At 69.6% G+C, this 17,743-nt stretch carries 17 protein-coding genes; 6 read left to right on the forward strand and 11 right to left on the reverse strand.

Features of this window, described 5'->3' with window-relative positions:
* Nucleotides 1-32: 32 nt before the first annotated feature.
* The 9 genes from ACZ54P_RS32815 to ACZ54P_RS32855 are packed head-to-tail and all read right to left on the reverse strand — an operon-like array spanning nucleotide 33 to nucleotide 10,197.
* The gene (locus ACZ54P_RS32815; RefSeq protein ID WP_465465480.1) at nucleotides 33-1,514 is read right to left on the reverse strand and encodes a class I adenylate-forming enzyme family protein; all 1,482 of its coding nucleotides are present in this window, start codon (nucleotides 1,512-1,514) and stop codon (nucleotides 33-35) included.
* Complete coding sequence (locus tag ACZ54P_RS32820) at nucleotides 1,511-2,884, reverse strand: CoA transferase (protein ID WP_465465481.1); 1,374 nt, start codon at nucleotides 2,882-2,884, stop codon at nucleotides 1,511-1,513. The genes ACZ54P_RS32815 and ACZ54P_RS32820 overlap by 4 nt, the downstream gene beginning before the upstream one ends.
* Nucleotides 2,881-3,684 carry a class I SAM-dependent methyltransferase gene (locus ACZ54P_RS32825; RefSeq protein WP_465465482.1) on the reverse strand — a complete coding sequence of 268 codons (804 nt, stop codon included), beginning with the start codon at nucleotides 3,682-3,684 and terminating at the stop codon, nucleotides 2,881-2,883. Before ACZ54P_RS32825 ends, ACZ54P_RS32820 begins: the two co-directional genes overlap by 4 nt.
* Nucleotides 3,681-5,174 carry a class I adenylate-forming enzyme family protein gene (locus ACZ54P_RS32830; protein ID WP_465465483.1) on the reverse strand — a complete coding sequence of 498 codons (1,494 nt, stop codon included), beginning with the start codon at nucleotides 5,172-5,174 and terminating at the stop codon, nucleotides 3,681-3,683. The genes ACZ54P_RS32825 and ACZ54P_RS32830 overlap by 4 nt, the downstream gene beginning before the upstream one ends.
* The gene (locus ACZ54P_RS32835) at nucleotides 5,171-6,460 is read right to left on the reverse strand and encodes a protoporphyrinogen/coproporphyrinogen oxidase (protein ID WP_465465484.1); all 1,290 of its coding nucleotides are present in this window, start codon (nucleotides 6,458-6,460) and stop codon (nucleotides 5,171-5,173) included. Before ACZ54P_RS32835 ends, ACZ54P_RS32830 begins: the two co-directional genes overlap by 4 nt.
* Nucleotides 6,457-7,380 (reverse strand): UbiA family prenyltransferase, encoded by a 924-nt coding sequence (locus tag ACZ54P_RS32840; protein ID WP_465465485.1) that lies wholly within the window; start codon nucleotides 7,378-7,380, stop codon nucleotides 6,457-6,459. Before ACZ54P_RS32840 ends, ACZ54P_RS32835 begins: the two co-directional genes overlap by 4 nt.
* Nucleotides 7,377-8,018, reverse strand: a complete 642-nt coding sequence (locus tag ACZ54P_RS32845) for a class I SAM-dependent methyltransferase (RefSeq protein WP_465465486.1) — start codon at nucleotides 8,016-8,018, stop codon at nucleotides 7,377-7,379. Before ACZ54P_RS32845 ends, ACZ54P_RS32840 begins: the two co-directional genes overlap by 4 nt.
* The gene (locus ACZ54P_RS32850; RefSeq protein WP_465465487.1) at nucleotides 8,018-9,139 is read right to left on the reverse strand and encodes a DegT/DnrJ/EryC1/StrS family aminotransferase; all 1,122 of its coding nucleotides are present in this window, start codon (nucleotides 9,137-9,139) and stop codon (nucleotides 8,018-8,020) included. Before ACZ54P_RS32850 ends, ACZ54P_RS32845 begins: the two co-directional genes overlap by 1 nt.
* Nucleotides 9,136-10,197 carry a DegT/DnrJ/EryC1/StrS family aminotransferase gene (locus tag ACZ54P_RS32855; RefSeq protein ID WP_465465488.1) on the reverse strand — a complete coding sequence of 354 codons (1,062 nt, stop codon included), beginning with the start codon at nucleotides 10,195-10,197 and terminating at the stop codon, nucleotides 9,136-9,138. Before ACZ54P_RS32855 ends, ACZ54P_RS32850 begins: the two co-directional genes overlap by 4 nt.
* 253 nt (nucleotides 10,198-10,450) lie before the next feature.
* On the opposite strand from ACZ54P_RS32855, the gene ACZ54P_RS32860 reads away from it, so the two are divergent.
* Genes ACZ54P_RS32860 through ACZ54P_RS32885 form a run of 6 tightly spaced genes read left to right on the forward strand, consistent with a single transcriptional unit; the run spans nucleotide 10,451 to nucleotide 15,816 of the window.
* The gene (locus tag ACZ54P_RS32860; protein WP_465465489.1) at nucleotides 10,451-11,470 is read left to right on the forward strand and encodes a Gfo/Idh/MocA family oxidoreductase; all 1,020 of its coding nucleotides are present in this window, start codon (nucleotides 10,451-10,453) and stop codon (nucleotides 11,468-11,470) included.
* Nucleotides 11,460-12,278: a sugar phosphate isomerase/epimerase family protein gene (locus ACZ54P_RS32865; protein ID WP_465465490.1), complete on the forward strand. Its 819-nt coding sequence runs from the start codon at nucleotides 11,460-11,462 to the stop codon at nucleotides 12,276-12,278. Before ACZ54P_RS32860 ends, ACZ54P_RS32865 begins: the two co-directional genes overlap by 11 nt.
* The gene (locus tag ACZ54P_RS32870) at nucleotides 12,275-13,495 is read left to right on the forward strand and encodes a M20/M25/M40 family metallo-hydrolase (RefSeq protein WP_465465491.1); all 1,221 of its coding nucleotides are present in this window, start codon (nucleotides 12,275-12,277) and stop codon (nucleotides 13,493-13,495) included. The genes ACZ54P_RS32865 and ACZ54P_RS32870 overlap by 4 nt, the downstream gene beginning before the upstream one ends.
* Entirely contained in the window at nucleotides 13,492-14,541 is a 1,050-nt protein-coding gene (locus ACZ54P_RS32875) for an Ldh family oxidoreductase (protein WP_465465492.1), read from the forward strand. The genes ACZ54P_RS32870 and ACZ54P_RS32875 overlap by 4 nt, the downstream gene beginning before the upstream one ends.
* Entirely contained in the window at nucleotides 14,538-15,482 is a 945-nt protein-coding gene (locus ACZ54P_RS32880; RefSeq protein ID WP_465465493.1) for a Gfo/Idh/MocA family protein, read from the forward strand. Before ACZ54P_RS32875 ends, ACZ54P_RS32880 begins: the two co-directional genes overlap by 4 nt.
* Entirely contained in the window at nucleotides 15,415-15,816 is a 402-nt protein-coding gene (locus ACZ54P_RS32885; RefSeq protein WP_465465494.1) for a DUF6917 domain-containing protein, read from the forward strand. Before ACZ54P_RS32880 ends, ACZ54P_RS32885 begins: the two co-directional genes overlap by 68 nt.
* A 44-nt stretch (nucleotides 15,817-15,860) precedes the next feature.
* Here ACZ54P_RS32885 and ACZ54P_RS32890 read toward each other — a convergent pair whose 3' ends face one another.
* Together ACZ54P_RS32890 and ACZ54P_RS32895 are read right to left on the reverse strand one after the other, a co-directional pair.
* Nucleotides 15,861-16,397, reverse strand: a complete 537-nt coding sequence (locus tag ACZ54P_RS32890) for an EF-hand domain-containing protein (protein WP_465465495.1) — start codon at nucleotides 16,395-16,397, stop codon at nucleotides 15,861-15,863.
* 74 nt (nucleotides 16,398-16,471) lie between these two features.
* Nucleotides 16,472-17,719 carry a nucleotide sugar dehydrogenase gene (locus ACZ54P_RS32895; protein WP_465465496.1) on the reverse strand — a complete coding sequence of 416 codons (1,248 nt, stop codon included), beginning with the start codon at nucleotides 17,717-17,719 and terminating at the stop codon, nucleotides 16,472-16,474.
* Between the last annotated feature and the right edge of the window lie 24 nt (nucleotides 17,720-17,743).

Genomic DNA, 17,743 nt, shown 5'->3' on the forward strand with positions numbered 1-17,743 from the left:
CTATCCGGCGGACAGGGCGCTGAACAGGGTGATCAGCGGCCCCGAGTTCCGCGCTCGGCACCGCAGCGGCGAGCGGCGAGCCGCGTCAGCGTGCGGTGGCAGACCTTGCCGGTGCGGCCGAGCGGAAGTTCGCCGAGGACGACCAAGAACTCCGGCAGTTTGGCCATCGCGACGCCGTTGCCGGCGAGGAAGGCCGTGAGCTCCGCCAATGCCGGTGATTGTCCATTCCGGACGGTCACACAGGCGCAGAGCCGTTCCCCCAGTTCAGCGTCCGGCACCGGGACACAAGCGACTTCCTTCACCGCGGGATGGTCACCGATCGCCCGCTCCACCTCGGCCGGGCTGATCGTGTACCCACCGCGGATCACGACGCGTTTGCGCCTGCCGGTGACGTGCAACCGGCCTTGCTCGTCGAATCTGCCACTGTCGCCCGTCCGTACCCAGCCGCCGTCGACCCGGTATGCCGCGTCCAGCTCCGGCGCGCCGACGTAGCACAGCGGGGTCATCGGACCTCGCGCGCAGATCTCGCCGTCGATGACGCGGATCTCGCAGACCGCGGGATCCGGCACCCCGACACCGTTCTCCGGAGTCGTCGTATGGCAGTTGACGCCGTCGGACGAACCGTAGATGTCGATCATGTCGACACCGAACCGCTCACGACACGCGGCGAGGGTCGAAAGCGGCAAAGTGTCGCCGCTCGACACGATGGCCGCGAGCCCGGAGGTATCCACTTTCGCGGGGTGATCGGCCATCCGCCGCCACATGGCGGGGACGGCGAACACGTGAGTGGGCCGGTGCTCCCCCATCAGCCGGAGCGCCATGCCCGGTTCGAACCGGCGCGCCACGATCAGCGTGCCGCCGAGACAGCACAGTGTCACCGGCACGCCGAACGAACCGAAGCCCGACGTCGGCTGGACGAGGACCAGGTCGCGCGGGACCGGGGTGGCGCCGTGGACGGCGCGGAGATAGTTGGCCCGGCCGCCGGCGAAGGCGTTGTGCGAATAGGCGACCATCTTCGGTTCCGACTCCGAGCCGGAGGACACCAGGATCCGCGCCGGAGCGTCCGGGTGCGGACGGACGCGGCCCGCGCGACGCGGTCGCGGTGGACCCGCCACTCGCCCGTTGCCGATGACGAACCGCACGCCCGCCCGTTCGAGGAGCCGGTCCGATCCCGGCGGCACCGGCAGGACCACGGCGCCGACCGCGAGCACGGCCAGTTCGGCCATCACCGCGGCACGTCCGTTGGGCTCCCACACCCCGACGATGTCCGTGGAGCCACAGCCCGCGGCCTCCAGCCGCGCGGCCAGCTCCCGCGCCGCGATGTCGAGTGCAGCGTAGGTCAGCGATCCCTCGTCGTCGATGACCGCTGTGCGCAGCGGATGCTCGCGCACCCGGTCACGGAACAAGGAGTGCAGGTCCCTGTCCGGGCAGTGTCCACTTCGGACCCACTCGCGGCGCAGCTCCGCGGGCACGAGGTCGGGTAGGACCAGCCCGGTGGCGGATACCCAGGTCATACGGTGAACTCCCAGGGCGAAGCGACGAGTACGCACTCCCCTGGGCTGAGCGCGCGGGCGAAGCGGGGATCCGCGGCCAGCACGGCGAGGTCTTCACAGACCGGCACGGTCAAGGGCCGGTCACATCGCCGTCGAGCACCCGCGTTGAGCCGGCAGGCGGCGGACAGGAGCGACGAGTCGACCCGCGTGGCGCCGCGCGCCAGTGCGGTCACGATCCCGTGCGCGGACACGATCCCGCCGAACACGTCGACGATCGTCATCAACGACGGCGGTACGCCCGCGTGTGCCTGTACGACGTAGTCCGTGCCCACCGGTGGTTTCGGTCCGAACTCGGTGCCCCAGCCCGACGCGTACGCGTACACGATCCCTGGCCGGACACGCGCCAGATCGTTCGGGCACAACGACCATTGCTCGGCCTTGCCCGGCGCCCAGTTGTGCAAGAACACGTCGGCCCCGGCGGCGAGTTCGAGCAACTGCCGCCTTCCGCCTGGCGTGTTCAAGTCGGCTTCTACGACTTCTTTGCCCTCGTTGAGCGCCCGAAACCTCGCCGAAGTCTCACCGGCGATCGGCGGTACCCACCGCAGCGGGTCGCCGCCCGGCGGCTCGATCCGCAACACCGTCGCGCCGAGAAGCCGTAACAGATGACCCGCCATCGGCCCCTGTACCCGACGGCACGATTCGAGGACCACCAAGCCCGACAACGGAAGCAGCTCCAGCGGACGGACGGGCCGGTGCCCGCGCCCGTTCCCGCTCACGACGAAGGCCGGCAACCGGTCGAGCGCCCGGTCTGAGACCCGCATCAGCGTCATGCCCGCGTGGACGGCGGCCCGTTCGATCGCGGCGATCGGGAGCGCGGCGAGCAGCCCGGCCAACCGCGGCGGCAGCGGACAGGTCGCGGTCGCGAACCTGTGCGCGAACGGCCGCCAGCCCGTCGAAACCGCCTTCCTGTCGGCTCCGATCGAGATCCAGAACCGTTGCCAGACAAGCGGATCGAGGGTCTCGATCTCGAAGGTGACCCGGTCGGCCGAACGAAACGGCGGGCCACCGGGGGCGAACGCTTCCCGGTGTCCGTCCCCGGCCGTCGCCGCCGCCAAGTACTGGGAGATCGCCAGCAAAGCGGCCTGTGCCAGCGATGTGGCCGCCCCGCGCAGAGGGATCCCGCGCACCCTGGCCAGTTTCAGCGCGACGGCGCCCATTTCGGCGAGTTCGACCGCGAGGAGGGACGCGTAGTCGAGCCCCAGCGGGGTCGGCGTCCCGAATCTCCGGCCGTGCACCTGCATGATCCCGCAGGCGGCCTGTACGTCGAGTTCGCCCGCCAGCGGCAGGTCGACCGGCCCCGCCACGGTCACGGTGTCCGGTGCGGTGATCATCCGGGGCTCCGTCCGTGGACGGAGTACACGACACACGACGACGCCCGGAACCCCGGATCCGCCATCACCGCGCGCACCTCGGCGAGTTCGCCGTCGGTCATCCCCGCGGCGAGCAACCGGTCTCGCAGATGACGGGTGTGATGGATCAGCAACCGCACGCCCGGCGAGCCCGCCCGCCACGGGAAGAGCGTGGGCACCGGGTCGACGTCGACCAGGCCCGCCGCGGCCATGGACGCGGCGGCGCGACGGCCCCAGGTGCCGTCCCCGCCCGCGGCCTCGAACGTCTTCTCCTTGGCGGCCAGAAACGCCTCGTAGAGGCTCGCCGCGCGGGCGTCGGGGGCGAGCAGCACCGGACCGTAGGAGATGTCGAACTCGTCGATCTGCATCCAGCCGCCCGGCTTCAAAGCCCGTGCCAGCTTGCGCAGCACCGCTTCCCGCTCGGACAGATGCTGCAACACCAGCCGGGCGTGGACGAGGTCGAATTCGCCGCACGGCAATGGATCGTGGACGACGTCGTGCCGGAGCACGGTCAGCCCCGGCACGGGAGTGATGTGCCCGGGTTTGATGTCGGTCGCCAGCACCGACCCGGTGGGTGCCACCTGGCCGGCGAGCCAATGCGCGACGCCGCTGCCGCCCGCGCCGACTTCGAGGCAGGACCAACCGGGTCCGACGCCGGTCTGAGCGAGCCGCGCGAGAGTGAACGGGTCGTACGCCTCGGAGAGGCACCGATGCTGCTCGGTGGCGTGTCCACTGTGGTTGTCGAACACGTAAGGGTTGTCGAACACGGAGGTCGTGGTCACGTCCACCTTCCCGATCCGTTCGTCGCGCTCGTCCCGGTCAGCCGTGCCAGCAGGTCGAGGCGCCGCACCTTGCCGGTGCCGGTTCTCGGCACGTCGTCCCACGGAAGCACCACCGGCTCCCCCATCGGCGGAAGGCCGGACACCGCGGCCCGCCACTCCGCCGGATCCAGTCCGGTGTCGGTCACGACCACCGGAATCGGCTCCCGTCCCGCCGCGGACAGCACCACGCATTCGGCGATGGCCGGAAGGCTGTCCTCGATCAGGTCCTCCAGCGTGAGGCAGCTCGTCCCTGGAACGGTGTCGACCTCACGGTCCAGCAAGGTCACCGCACCGGTCCGGCTCACTACCCCGAGGTCGCCGGTGTTCCACCACGGCCCGGACACCTTGGCCGCCCACCGGTCCTGCTCCCCCACATAGCCGACGCACCGTGCGCGGGTTCGTGCCAGTACCAGCCCGGCCGTGCCGCGCGGCACCGGTTCGGCGGTCTCCGGATCGACGACCCGGAGTCTGGCGAGCCCCGGCAGTGGTCTGCCGAGATCCCGGGTCGTGCGCACGGAACTTCTGGTGAAGAACCGAAACGAGAGCGGTCCCGTTTCGGACTGGCCCCAGCCCTGCATCCACAGTGGACGCTTGCGCTCGCTGGCGTGCAACATCGTCCTGATCACCGGCGGATGCACGGCGTCGTAGGTGCTGACGAATCTGCGGACCCGGCGGAACGGGTTCTCCGGTGTGGTCGCGAGGGGACGCCAGCGCACGAACGTCGACGGAAGGGCTTCGAGCACGGTCGGCCGATGTCGCCCGAACACCTCGGCCGCCGCGGAGTGCTCGCTCAGGATCACGAGTTCCCGGGGCGCGAGGCAGATCGCCGAAGCCGTCCAGCAGAACGTGCGGCCGTGCGAGTACGCGCTGGCGTTGCCGACCACGTCGTCGCGCCGGACACCGATCACGGGCCAGCGCACCGATTCCGGCCGGGCCAGCCGCTCGATGATCGTCCGGGTCGTGTGCACCACCAGCTTCGGGACGCCGGTCGTCCCCGACGTATGGCAGATGATCAGCGGCGCGTCGGCATGCCGCCGGTGCGGCGCCGGTGGCCGGGCGGCGGCGAAATCCTCGACGCGCAAGATGCGGTTGGCGCTCAACCCGGGGCGATCGGTGACCAGCACCGCCGCGTCCAGGCGCTTCACCAGGATCTCCAGCGTGTCGTCCGGCAGGTGTCCGGACAGCTTCGCCGGGACCGCGCCGACCCGCACCGCGGCGCAGGCCAGCAGGTCGTAGTCCCAGTGGTTGCGCTTGACGATGGCGACGCGGTCACCCGGCCGCACACCGGCTTCGTGCAGCCATCCCGCCGCGTCCCGTACCAGCCCGGCGAGCCGGGCGACCGGGTAGGTGACGCCGCCCGCCGGCGCGATGTCGAACGGCCGGTCGAGGCGCACGGTCGTCCGCGTCCGCGCGCACTCGTCGAACAACGTTCCCATGTCGTGTGGTTTCATCGTGCCCTTTCGTCGACGGCGAGCCGGGCGAGGCGCTTCGCGGCCCCCAGCCCGGATCGCACCGCCGCTTCGCTGCATGGACTGAGGTAGACCCAGTCACCCGCGTAGTCGACGGTGCCGCCGAGCCCTGCCTCGAAGGCGGCGCGCAAGGCGAGCGCACGAGGCGTCACCTCGGGCGCCGCGTGCCGCACCCGCCGGACGATCACGCGCCACGTGGCAGGCCGCAGGCCCGGCACGAGACGTTCGGCGGCACCGGTCAAGCGTTCCGCCACGTCCTCGTCGGACGCGTCCAGCAACTCCGGCACCACGGCCGGGTGGGCCATGAGCGTGACCAAGCCGCGGCCGGCGGGCGCGCGGCCAGGATGTTTGAGGTGGTCGAAGATGACCGTGGACACGGTGCCGTTCTCCGCGGTCGGCACGATCAGGGCGTAGTCCGGGCCGCCGAGGGGGCGGTCGAGCAGCAGATGCGCCTTGACCACGGGCGTGAACGAGCACGCGCTGAGGAACTCGGAACCGTGCCGGGGGTACAGCTCGGCCGCGACCGGGGCGGGAACCGCCAGTACGACCGCCTTCGCGCTGATTTCCCGCGTACCGCTGATGATGCGCGGCGCGGACCCGTCGCCGACGACCCGATCGACCCGGAACCCGGTGCTGACGTCGACGCGCCCGGCGAGGGTGCGGGCGAAAGTGTCCATGCCGTCGCTGTACACCCGCCAGGTCCGGGGCGGGCCCACCGACGTGAGCAGGGCCAGCAGTGGCGCGGCCGCCGACCGCGCCGGATTCCAGCCGAAGAACCCCGAGACGACCGGCTGCAGTAAGTAGTTCAGCAGATCCGGGTGGTGCGGCGCGGCGAACTCCGCGACGGTGCGATCGCCCAGCCGCGAACTCTCCGGCCGTTCGGTGTCGAACTTTCCCCGGATCACCCGAGCACCGTCCAGCCGGGCCCGCGCCGACAACCCGGCTCCGGTGATCAGTCCTCGCGGTTGCGCGACCCCGGACCGGGCCCTGCCGCGCCACATCGCGATGCCGCGGCCGATTCTGGGTGCCGAAGTGCTGTCGATACCCAGCTCCGCCAGCAGCCGCCAGGTCGCCGGGTAGCCCCGTTCCGCCAGCTGTTCGGCACACGTGTCGATCAGATAGCCGTCTTCGCGCACCGTCGTCATCCGGCCGCCGACCACGTCCGCCGCCTCGAACACCCGCACCTCGCGCCCCGACCCGCTCAGCCGGTACGCGGCGGTGAGCCCGGCGACGCCCGCGCCGACCACCGCCACGTCGACGTCGGTCATGTGATCACCACCAGGTTCACCACGACCAGCGACAGCACGGTGATCCGGTGGATGCGGATACCGAGCATCCGGGCCCGCATGATGTCGCCCAGCGCGAACCCGAGCCACACCTGCCGTACCCGCGCCACGATCGTGGGGAGCAGCGCGAGCGGGAACCACCACGGGCCGCCGAGGGCGGGCACGGTGAGGATCAGCGCGAATTCGGCCGCCGACACGGCGATCACGAAGAACATGTTGCCGCGCGGGGAGGTCAGCGCCGCGACCGTCGGCCTGCCGACCCGCCGATCGCCGTCGACGTCGTTGGTGTTGGAGTAGACGCCGAACAACAGCGGTCCCAGTCCGAAGAGCAACGCCTCGGCGAGCGCGAACCCGGTGAACTCGCCGGTCGCGAGGCCGTACGGCGCGAGCACCAGCGCCCAGCCCAGCGCCGCGATGAAGAACTCCTGAAAACCGTGGTAGCTGAGCTTCACACCCCAGGAGTACTGCAGGGAGAAGAAGTACGTGACCACGATCAATATCACAGTCCACAAAGGACTATGGGGGGCGATCACGATGGCCGCGAGCCAGAGCGCGGCACCGAGCACCCCGGTCACCCACGCGAACCGCAGCACCTGGTCCTCGTCGAGCGTTCCCGCCACCAGCGGTTTGCGGTACCGCTTGCGTTTGGGGTCGTCCGGGGAGTAGTTCGTGATGTCGCTGCCGTCGCGGTATCCGGTGAGATCGTCCAGCGCGACCATCGCCGCGATCACGAACACCTCGCCGAGCAGGAACACGCCGATGGCGAGGAGGACACCGGGATCGAACCTCGACACCGGGGCGAGCAGCGTCCACACCACGACCACACCGAGGTAGTAGTCGACGATGTCGAGTTTCGCGAGCCGGAAATACGCCTTGCCCCGGGTGACGGCCAGTGTCGTCATCGCGGATCGTCCAGTGCGATCAACGCGGCGAAGGACCGGTCTCCGCCGTAACGCAGTTCGCGTCGTTCGACCAGCCGGGCACCGGGAAGCAGGACAAGGTATTCCTCCAGGCTCCGCAGTCTCGAGAACCGCCCGACGGGAATGTCCGCCTCCTCGTATTCGACGAGGACGAGCTGCCGCGCCGCCGCGGCGATCGCCCGGCACGCCTCGGCGACCTCGTCGTCGTCCAATACGTGCATCAGGACCCATACGCAGACGGCGACGTCGAAGCGCTTGTCCTTCCAGGGAAGCCGCTGGACAGTCGCCTGCCTGAAGTCCACATTGGACAGGTGCGCGCAGTTCTCCCTGGCGAGCGCGAGCATGCGCGGGGTCATGTCGATCGCCGTGAGCGTCCGCGCCCGCGCCGCGACCGACGGGGTGAGCCTGCCCATCCCGCACCCGATCTCCAAGGCGTCGTCGACCGCGCCGACGGACCGCAGGAGGCCGGTGACGAGCCGGATGGTGCGGGCGGTCGTCTCCGCCGCGAGTTCGGCGGGCTGGGAGGCGCGCATGACCCGCGCCAGTCCGGGCCGTTCGGCCCGCCTGCGCCACTCGTCGGCCACCTCGCTCGGCGCGGGCGTCCGGGTGATCTGCCGCATCACGACTCCTTCGCGAATTCGCACACCGCGTCCGCGATGCGTTCCATCTGCTGATCCGTCAAATGGGGGTAGATCGGGATGGCGAGCGACCGCTGTGCGGCGAGCTCCGCCGACGGCCACGCCTCACCCTGCCGGGCATAGGGCGCGAAGGCGGGTTGCCGTGGCAGCGGGTTCCGGTAGTAGACGTGCGAGCCGATTCCTCGCACCGCCAAGAACTCATGGAGTTCGTCTCTGCGTTCACAGAGCAAGGAATAGACGTAGTAGCACCGTCCGTCACTCGTCGGTGGCGGCGCGAGCACGCCGCAGCCCGCCAGTTCGGTGAAGCGTCCGGTGTAGTACTCCCCGATCCGCGTCCGTCGTTCGAGTCGCCCCGGCAGGGTCGGGAACCGGTGCAACTGGAACGCCGCCATGATCTCGTCGAACCGGCTGTTGTAGCCGACACGGTGGTGGCGGAACCGCGTCGTGCCGTCCTGGCCGTGGTTGCGCAGCATCCGCACCGTCGAGCCGAGTTCGCGGTCGTCGGTGACGACCATGCCGCCCTCGCCCGGCATGCCGAACGTCTTGACCTGCACGAACGAGTACACCCCCGCGTCACCCCAGCGTCCGGCCGGGGTACCCGCCAGCACTCCCCCTTGCGCGACCGCCGAGTCCTCCAGCAGCCGTACGCCCGCGCCGTCGGCGATGCGGCGGAACGCGGGCATGTCCGCCATGACCGAGAACATGTGCGCCGGCATGATCACCTTGGTACGCGGTGTGATCAGCCGCGCGACCGCGCCGGGGTCGGCGACCATCGTCCACGGGTCGACGTCGGCGAACACCGGGGTCGCACCCACCAGGGCAGGTGCGGCCGCGAGCGGCGCGCAGCCGAAGGCGGGCACGATCACCTCGTCCCCGGCGCCGACGTCCATCGCGCGCAGCACCAGCATGAGCGCCGAGGTGCCGCTGCCGCAGGCGATGGCGTCGGCCGCGCCGATCGAGTCCCGGATCGCCGCCTCGAAAGCGGCCGTGTACTCGCCGAGGATGAACTTCTGTTCCGGCGCGGTTCCGACACGTTTGACAATGTCCAGCAGTACCTCCCGGTCGCCGTCGAAGAGATCCACCGGGAAGAACGGGAGCGTCATGTTCGCCGCCCGCGATAGAAATCGCGAACAGCGGAAGACACCTGTTCGACGTCGCCGGACGACATATCCGGATACAGCGGCAGTGCGAGGGTATGACGGCAGGCCTTCTCGGCATTCGGGAAATCACCCTCGCGATATCCGAGGTCGGCGAAGCAAGGTTGCAGGTGCAGCGGCGTCGGGTAATAGACCTCGGTCTGCACGCCCTTCGCCGACAGATGCGCCGCCAGCTCGTCCCGCGAGTCGACTTCGATCACGTAGACGTAGAACACGCTGTCCGGCCGGATCGCCGGTGTCCTGCGCACACCGGCCACACCGTCGAGCGATTCCGCGTACCGGGCGGCCAGGCTCGCGCGACGGGCGATGTCGCTGTCCAGCCTGGTGAGTTTCGCGAGGAGGACCGCGGCCTGGATGTCGTCCATCTTGCTGTTCGACCCGGGCAGACCCGTCGTCGTGGAGATCGCCGGGAAGTCGCCGATCGTGGCGCCGAACCGGCCGTGGTGGCGGAGCGCGTCGACGGTCTCGGCGACCGCGGGGTCGTCGGTGAGGACGGCGCCCGCGTCACCGATCGCGCCCAGCGTCTTCGTCGGGAAGAACGACAGCACGCCACCCGCCCCGAACAGCCCGGCGTGGGTGCCGCGACGGCGCATGCCGATGGCCTCCGCGCTGTCCTCGACCACCGTGAGACCGAGCCGCCGAGCCTCGCCCAGCACCCCGTCGATGTCCGCGAGCTGGGAAAACAGATGTGCCGGCATGACGAATCGAGTGCGTTCGCCGACAGCGCCCGCCAGCGTGGCGGGATCGATCCCGTATCCGTCCGGTTCGATGTCGGCGAAGACCGGCCGTCCGCCCGCGAGCACGACCGACGACGCCGACGCCACGAAGGAGAACGCGGGAACGACCACCTCCTCGCCGGGCCGCAGGCCGGCCGCCCGCAGGAGCAGGACCAACGCGTCCGTTCCGCTGTTCACCCCGACGACGAACCGCGCACCGGTGTAGGCGGCGAGCGCGGCCTCGAGTTCGGCGACCTTGCGGCCGTGCGAATATTTGCCATTCTCCACCACGTCGAGAATGTGCTGCTCAGTTGTTGTCCACAGTTGCTCGAATGTGCCCGATTGGTTGTAGAAAGACACCGCCAGCGTACCCACCTCCGGGGGCATAGGAACCGTTCCCGAGCCTAGGACAGGTAATCCGGCTACCCGGCGGAGTCGCACTTCCTGGTCAACTCAAGGAGAAAGTGTTGACAGTTGATCTTCCCGGATGTCAGTTTTGCGACGGGATTTCGCATGTGAAACTCGAGGGGCAGGCTCACCAGTGCGTTCATTCGTCGTGGGACTCGGCAGGGCAGGCGCGGGACTGCATCTCCCGGTCTTGGCCAAACTCCGTTCCAGCACTCCGCAACTCTTCGGCGACGCGCCCGTCGTGGCGTGTGAACCACGGCAGAACGCCGCCGCGCGGCCGGGTCTCGTGGTCGAGCCGACGCTCGACGCCGCCGCCGACGGGCTCGACCCGGCCGAAACCGTCGTGCACGTCTGCACACCGCCGACCGAACGCCTCACGGTGCTCTCCGAGCTGGCCACGCTCGGGTTCCGCAAGATCATCGTGGAGAAGCCGCTCGCGGCCGACATCGACGATCTCGCCCGGATCATCCGCCTGCGCCGTAAGCACAAACTGCATATCGAGGTCGTCGAACCGTGGCTCACCAGCACCCTCACGTGGCGGCTGGTCGAACTGATCCGCGGTGGCCGGTTCGGCGCTCCGAAGTCGATCGGCATCGTGCAGAACAAACCGCGATTCCGCCGTTCCCTCATGGCGCCCGGTCATCCGACGGCCTTCGACGTCGAACTGCCGCACGGTGTCGCGCTCGCGCTCCGGCTCGCTGGTGCCGCACGGGTCACCCACGCCTCCGGAACCGATCTCGAAGTGGAAGGCAACCTCGGCCCGCGGATGGGCGGGGCCGTCGTCGGCCTCCGGCACAACACGGGTATCCACACGGAGATCCGCTCGGATCTCACGTCCCCGGTGCGGGAGCGGCGGGTCACCGTCGACTTCGAGAAAGGCGGCGCGGTCGGGCACTTCGCGGTGAGCGGGGACGATCACCACTCGCAGCTGACCCTGAGTTCGAACGGCCGGTCCGAACATGACGTGCTGCGGGACGACGCGATGACCGAGTGGATGTTCCAGGCCTACCGGAAGTTCCAGCTGGGCGGGGAGCAAACGCTGGGGTTCACCTTCGCGACCGAGGTGGTGCAGCTGCTCTCGGTGGCCAAGAACATCTGTGCGGAACCGGTTTCGCGCCCCGAACCCCCAGTGGCGGCCACCCGTGCCGGGTGACCCGGAACTGGCAGGCATCACCGACGAGGCGGCGGCGGACATCGAAGGGCAGATCGCGGTACTCCGCGCACTGGGCTGGCAGGCGATCGAACTGCGCGGCGTCGATCAGATCGCCATCGCCGAGCTCTCCGACGAACGGTTCGCGACCGTGTCGGCCGCCTTGTCCGACAGCGGCCTGCGCGTCGTCTGCCTGGCGACCCGGATCGGGAGCTGGGCCAGGCCGATCTCCACCGATTTCCGGCACGACCTCGCCGAACTCGACGTCCTCGCCAAGCGAGCACGGGCACTCGGCACCCGCTACCTGCGGATCATGTCGTATCCCAACGCCGGTCTCAGCGATCCCGACTGGCGCGCGCGGGTGATCGAACGGATCACCGTCCTCACCGACCGCGCCGAGCGCCACGGCGTGACGCTGCTGCACGAGAATTGCTCGGGTTGGGCGGGCACGAGCGCCGAACGGATGCTCGAACTGCTGGACGAGGTCGCGAGCCCGGCGCTGAAACTGCTGTTCGACACCGGGAACGGGGTCGCCCACGGCTATGACGGCTTCGACCTGCTGGCCGACATCGTCGACCACGTCGAACACGTGCACATCAAGGACGCGGACGAACGCGGCTTCACCATCCCGGGTGCGGGCTCCGCACGGGTCGCGGACTGCGTCAAACTGCTGCGAGCCGCCGGATACGGCGGTGCGTGGTCCTTGGAACCCCACCTGGCGATGCTGCCGCACGAACCGGGTGAGCCGTCGCCGGACGCGGCGGAGAAGTTCATCGCCGCGGGGCGGGCGATGGCCGGGCTGCTCCGGTGATCCCGGACGACCGCGACCTGCTGCTACGGCTGCTCGACCTGCCGACGGCGGGTCCGCTCGAAACGACCGGTGAGGTCCGGCTGTGGGACGCGATGCGTGTCTACGCCGGCGCGGCGGCCGAGCTCGGCTTCGACACGCCGCACCTCGCCGCCCCCGCCCTGTCGGTGCTCGACCACCCCGGTGTCCCAGCCGCGGTCCGCGACGCCGGGCCGGACTTCCTCGCCTGCCAGCCGAGTCTCGTACTCCGGATCGGGCCCACCGCACCGGCCGTCATGTTCAACGTGCACCTCGACACGGTGGCGCCGTTCGAACCGGCGGGGTTCGACGGGAGCAGGTTCGTCGGCCGGGGCGCCATCGACGCCAAGGGACCCGCGGTGGCCTTGCTGGCCGGTGTCCGCGCGGCGCTCGCGGCGGATCCGGCGGTCGGCAGGGACGCCGGCGTGCTCATCCAGGCGGTGTCCGGCGAGGAGGGCGGCGCGATGGGCACCTTCGGCACCCGCCCGCTCGTGGAGGCCGGATTCCACGGCGAGCTCAACATCTTCTGCGAACCGACCGGCCTGCGGTACCTGCCGCGATGCTCGGCGTCGATGACCGCGTGCCTGCGGGTGGACGGCGACGACGCGATCGACGACGAGCCGCACCGTGGGCACAACGCGACGGTCCTGCTGGGTTTCCTCGCCCAGCACCTCGCACACGAGCTGACGCCGCACGGCCGGTTCTGCATAGCGGGGCTGCACACCGGACATCTGCACAACCGGGTGTACGGCCGTGGAGAGCTGCTGCTCAACCTGCCCTACGACAGCGAGGAATCGGCGTCGAAGCTGGCCGCGGCCTTGGCGGACGGCCTGCGCTCCGGCCTCGCCGATTTCAGCGCCCGGTTCCGGGATTCGCCGCCCTTCCGCCGTACCGCGGCCGACGCGGCGGCGATCACCGGAGTGCACTGGCGGAAACGTGGCCTTCCCGCCCTGCCCGCGCAGGAGATCCCGCTGATGGAGAGGCTCGTTCCGCGGTGGCCGGACGACGAACCCGGCTTCACCTGCGACGCCATCTGGCTCGCCGGCGTCCCGGGCACGCGGACGGCCGTCCTCGGCCCCGGCTCCTTGGGCGCCAACAACGCTCACTCGAGCGGGGAGTACGCCGACGTCGCGGACCTCGACCGCTTCAGCGCTCTCGTGCGGGACATCGTCGTGGAGTTCAGCCGGAATGGAGGAGCATGACCGTACTGGTGCCCTACCAGGCCCTTCTGTCCATGGTCGCCAGGATCTTCGTCGACCGGGGTGTTCCCGAGGAGCGGGCGACGATCGCCGCCACGGCGCTGTGCCACGGCGACCTCACCGGGATGACTTCGCACGGCCTGATCAATCTGACCAGGCTGTACCTGCCGCTGCTCGACCGAGGACGCGCGGATCCTCAGGCGAGCATGGTCGTGCGGACCGATCTCGGCGCCTGTGTCCTCGCCGACGCGCGCCGGACACTCGGCTTGTGGTCGGCTTCGCAGGCCATGGAACTCGCGTGCGCCAGGGCCTCGCGACATGGCATCGGCCTGGTGTCGTTGCGCGGCGCCACCCACATCGGCTGCGCCGGTCACCATGCCGCGCGGGCCGTCGCCCACGGCATGATCGGCCTGCTCGCTTCGAACTGCGGCGGCCAGCGCATCGCTCCGCCACCGGGTGGAGCGGCCGCGATGCTCGGCACGAATCCGCTCGCACTGGCCTGTCCCGCCGGTGACGCGCATCCGTTCGTCCTCGACATGAGCACCACCGTCGTGCCGACCGGCCGGGTGCGTGCCGCGGCACGGGAACGCAGACCGATCCCGCCTGGCTGGCTGGCCGCCGAAGACGGTTCACCGGTGACCGACGCCGCCGCGTTCGACCGGGGCGATGCCCGCCTGCTCTGGCTGGGCGGCGCCCCTGAAACGGGTGCCTACAAGGGTTTCGGTCTCGGTCTGCTGGTCGAGGTGCTCGGGGCGCTGGTACCCGGCGCCGCACTCGGCGCGCTGTCCGCCGACGGGGAAAGCGACGACGACATCGGGGTCATGGCGCTGGCGATCGCACCGGAGTTGCTGCGCACCGGTTTCGCCGCCGACGCGGCCGCGCTCTTCGCCGCGGTACGTGACTGGCCAGCTCAGGATCCCGGCGCCCCGGTCGTCTACCCCGGCTGGCACGAGGGCGAGCGCGCCGCCCAGCGCCGTGAACACGGGGTGCCGGTGCCGGACGCGGTGTACGCGGAACTGTCCACCGCGTTGGAGAGGAAAGCCGGATGATCCGGGTCGGCGTCGTGGGGCTCGGTGTCATCTCGCGGTTTTATCTCGCCGCGGTGGAGCGGTCGCCTGACGTCGAGCTCGCCGCCGTCTGCGATCTCGACCCGGCCGCGTCGCGCGACCTACGTGTGCCGAGGTACGGCGATCATCGCGCGATGCTCGCCGCCGGAGGTCTCGACGCGGTCATCGTGACAGCGCCCAACGACGTCCACGCCACGGTGTGCCGGGACGTTCTGGACGCGGGCCTGCCGGTATGCGTCGAGAAGCCACTCGCCACCAGGCTCGCGGACGGCGAGGACCTGGTGGCCAGAGCCGAGGCACGGGGTGTCGCGCTGTTCACCGCGTTCCATCGCCGGTACAACGGCAACGTGCGCGCGCTGCGCGAGAAGATCGCGGGCAGGGCACCGATCGCCTCGCTGACCGTGCGGTACCTGGAGCGGATCGAAGAGCACGTCGGCCGTGACCGCTGGTACCTCGACGCGGCACGCTGCGGCGGCGGCTGCGTGGCGGACAACGGACCGAACGCGCTCGACCTCGTCGAGCTGTTCCTGGGCACGGTGGCACTGCGCGACGTACGGATCCAGCGTGACAAGGACGGTGTCGACCGTCAGGCGACACTCGTGCTCGACGGCGCGGTCGTGGAACTCGACTGGTCGTTTCCCGGCGAGGCCAAGGACATCGAGGTCCGGCTGACGGACGGGACCGTGTTGCGCGCCGACATGCTGGCAGGCTTCCCGAGGTTCAAGGAATCGCTCTGGCACGAGTACGCCGGATTGCTCCGCGAATTCACGGACGCGGTGCGCGTGGGCGGACCGCGGCACGACAACGGCCTCGCCATGCTGTCCATAGTGGACGAATGTTATCGAAGGGAGCGCGATGCGGGAGGACGGGCCGAAACGGGAGATCACCGGCACCGTGGTGAAGGTGCTCGTCCATCACCGTGACGATCGGGGAATGAGTCTCGAACCCTTCGCCAGCCGCTGCGTTCGCGTCGGAGAGGTACACGAACTGGTCACGACGAACCACCAGGACACGGCTCCCGGAGCACGGATCGACCGCGTCGCCTTCCTCGGTTTCGCCGAAATCGACCGTGCCGGCGTGATCGACCGCGGAGACGAGGTCTGGCTCGGCAACGAGCTGGTCGGCACCGTGCTCGGTTTCGACGGATGCCATTTTCCCAACCACTACAACATTCTCATTCACACCGCGCGCCCGGTTTCCGGTGAGGACATCGGGTTGAAACCGGAGCGGGAGGTGCGGTTCCGCGGCCGGTGGTGAGTGATCCGGAAGCGGGTCACTCACCACCGAACGCTATGCCGTGGTCACTTGCCCAGCAGTGGCACGTCGATCTTGCCCATGTGGTAATCACGCACCGCGCGCACGAGTTCGTCGACGGTCAGCTTCCCGTTTCCGTTGGTGTCGATCGCGCGGAACGCGGGACCCGCGGCCGAGGCTTCGACACCGATCGCGGCCAGCCACTTGCCGAACTCCTGCTGATTGACCTCGCCGTCGCCGTCGGTGTCACACAGCCCGACGATCGCCGCGATGGTGGGACGGACCACCCGGTCGAATCCCGCGTCGCCTTCCTGGAAGATCTGCGCTTCGATCACTTCGGTGAACTGTCGCTCGTTCAGCGGCCCCTTCGGGCCCGTGCCCGCCTTGGTCGCCAGGTACTCGTACATCGTCGCGAACGAGTCCTTCACCGCACGGGCCTGAGGTGAGGCCGGGTCCTCCCCGAAAGCTTCGATGATCCGAGAGGCTTCGGCCTCGAAATCGGACTTCTCGATCTTGCCGTTCCCGTTGACGTCCCACTTCTCGAAACGCTTCTTGAGCCTGTCGTTCTTGACCGCTGTGGTCATTCGTGCATCTCCTTTTCGCGGAAGTTCGGATCAGTTCACGTACGCGTCCGCCGTCTCTCGACCCGGCCGGACGTTCAAAGCCGGACGACCTCCTCCCCGGGAATCTGTCCCGTCACGTCGAAGATCAGCCGGGCTGTCGAGCTCAGCCGGCCGAGGTCGTAGGCGCGGTGTGCCACCGCCAGCACGGCGACATCCGCCGCACGCAGCGCCGCGTCGAGGTCTTCCACCGGTGGGCCCAGCTCGGGCACCGTGACGGCCACCGGATCGTGGTAGGACACGTCGGCGCCGAGTGCGCGCAACCGGACGGCGATCCGGATGGCGGCGGACTCACGCGTATCCGGCACATCGGCTTTGTACGCGACTCCGAGCAGCAGGACCTTCGTGCCACGCAGGGGTTTGCCGTGTTCTGCCAGCAACCGCGTCACCCGTTCGACGACATGCCCCGGCATCCGGTCGTCCACCAGACGGGCCGCGTGCACGACGCCGAGGAGCGCTCCCTCCCGCTCCGCCTTGTCCAGCAGGTATTTGGGGTCGATCGGGAGGCAATGCCCGCCGACGCCGGGTCCCGGCACGAACGGCATGAAACCGAACGGCTTGGTCGCCGCGCAGTGCAGCACGTCCCACACATCGACGCCGATTTGGTCGCAGAAGATCGCGATCTCGTTGACCAGGGCGATGTTCACGTAGCGGTAGGTGTTCTCCAGCAACTTGGCCATCTCCGCTTCCCGCGTACCGCGAGCGACCACCAGCGTGTCGACGAACCGCCCGTAGAACGCCGCGCAATGCTTGGCGCACAACGGGGTATACCCGCTGATCACCTTCGCCGTGTTACGTACCCCGAACCGGGGGTTCCCCGGATCGACCCGCTCGGGTGAGTACGCGAGAAAGAAGTCCTCACCGGCGATCAGGCCGTGTTTCTCCAGGATCGGCAGGACGATCTCCTCGGTGGTGCCCGGAAAGCTCGTCGATTCGAGCACCACCAGCGTGCCGGGCCGTAATCGCTCGGCGACCGTCGTCGCCGCGGCTCGCACGGCATCGAGATCGGGTCCACCGTGGGAGTTCAAGCCGGTCGGCACACAGATCACGATCGTGTCCGCGGCGCCGAGGACCGCCGGGTCGGTCGTCACCGTGAAGCCGTTCGCCCGCATGGCCCGCAACCGGGCCGCGGACACGTCGGGCACATGCGACCGGCCCGTGGCCACCCCGTCCGCCACCCGCGCCGAGGTGTCGTATCCGCGAACCGACAACCCCGCCGCGCTGGCGGCCGCCGCCAGCGGAAGTCCGACGTAACCCACTCCTACAACGACAAGATCGACAGCCACTTGAGCCTTTCTCGGTCCCGTTGT

The sequence above is a fragment of the Amycolatopsis sp. NPDC034160 genome, from assembly GCF_055575355.1.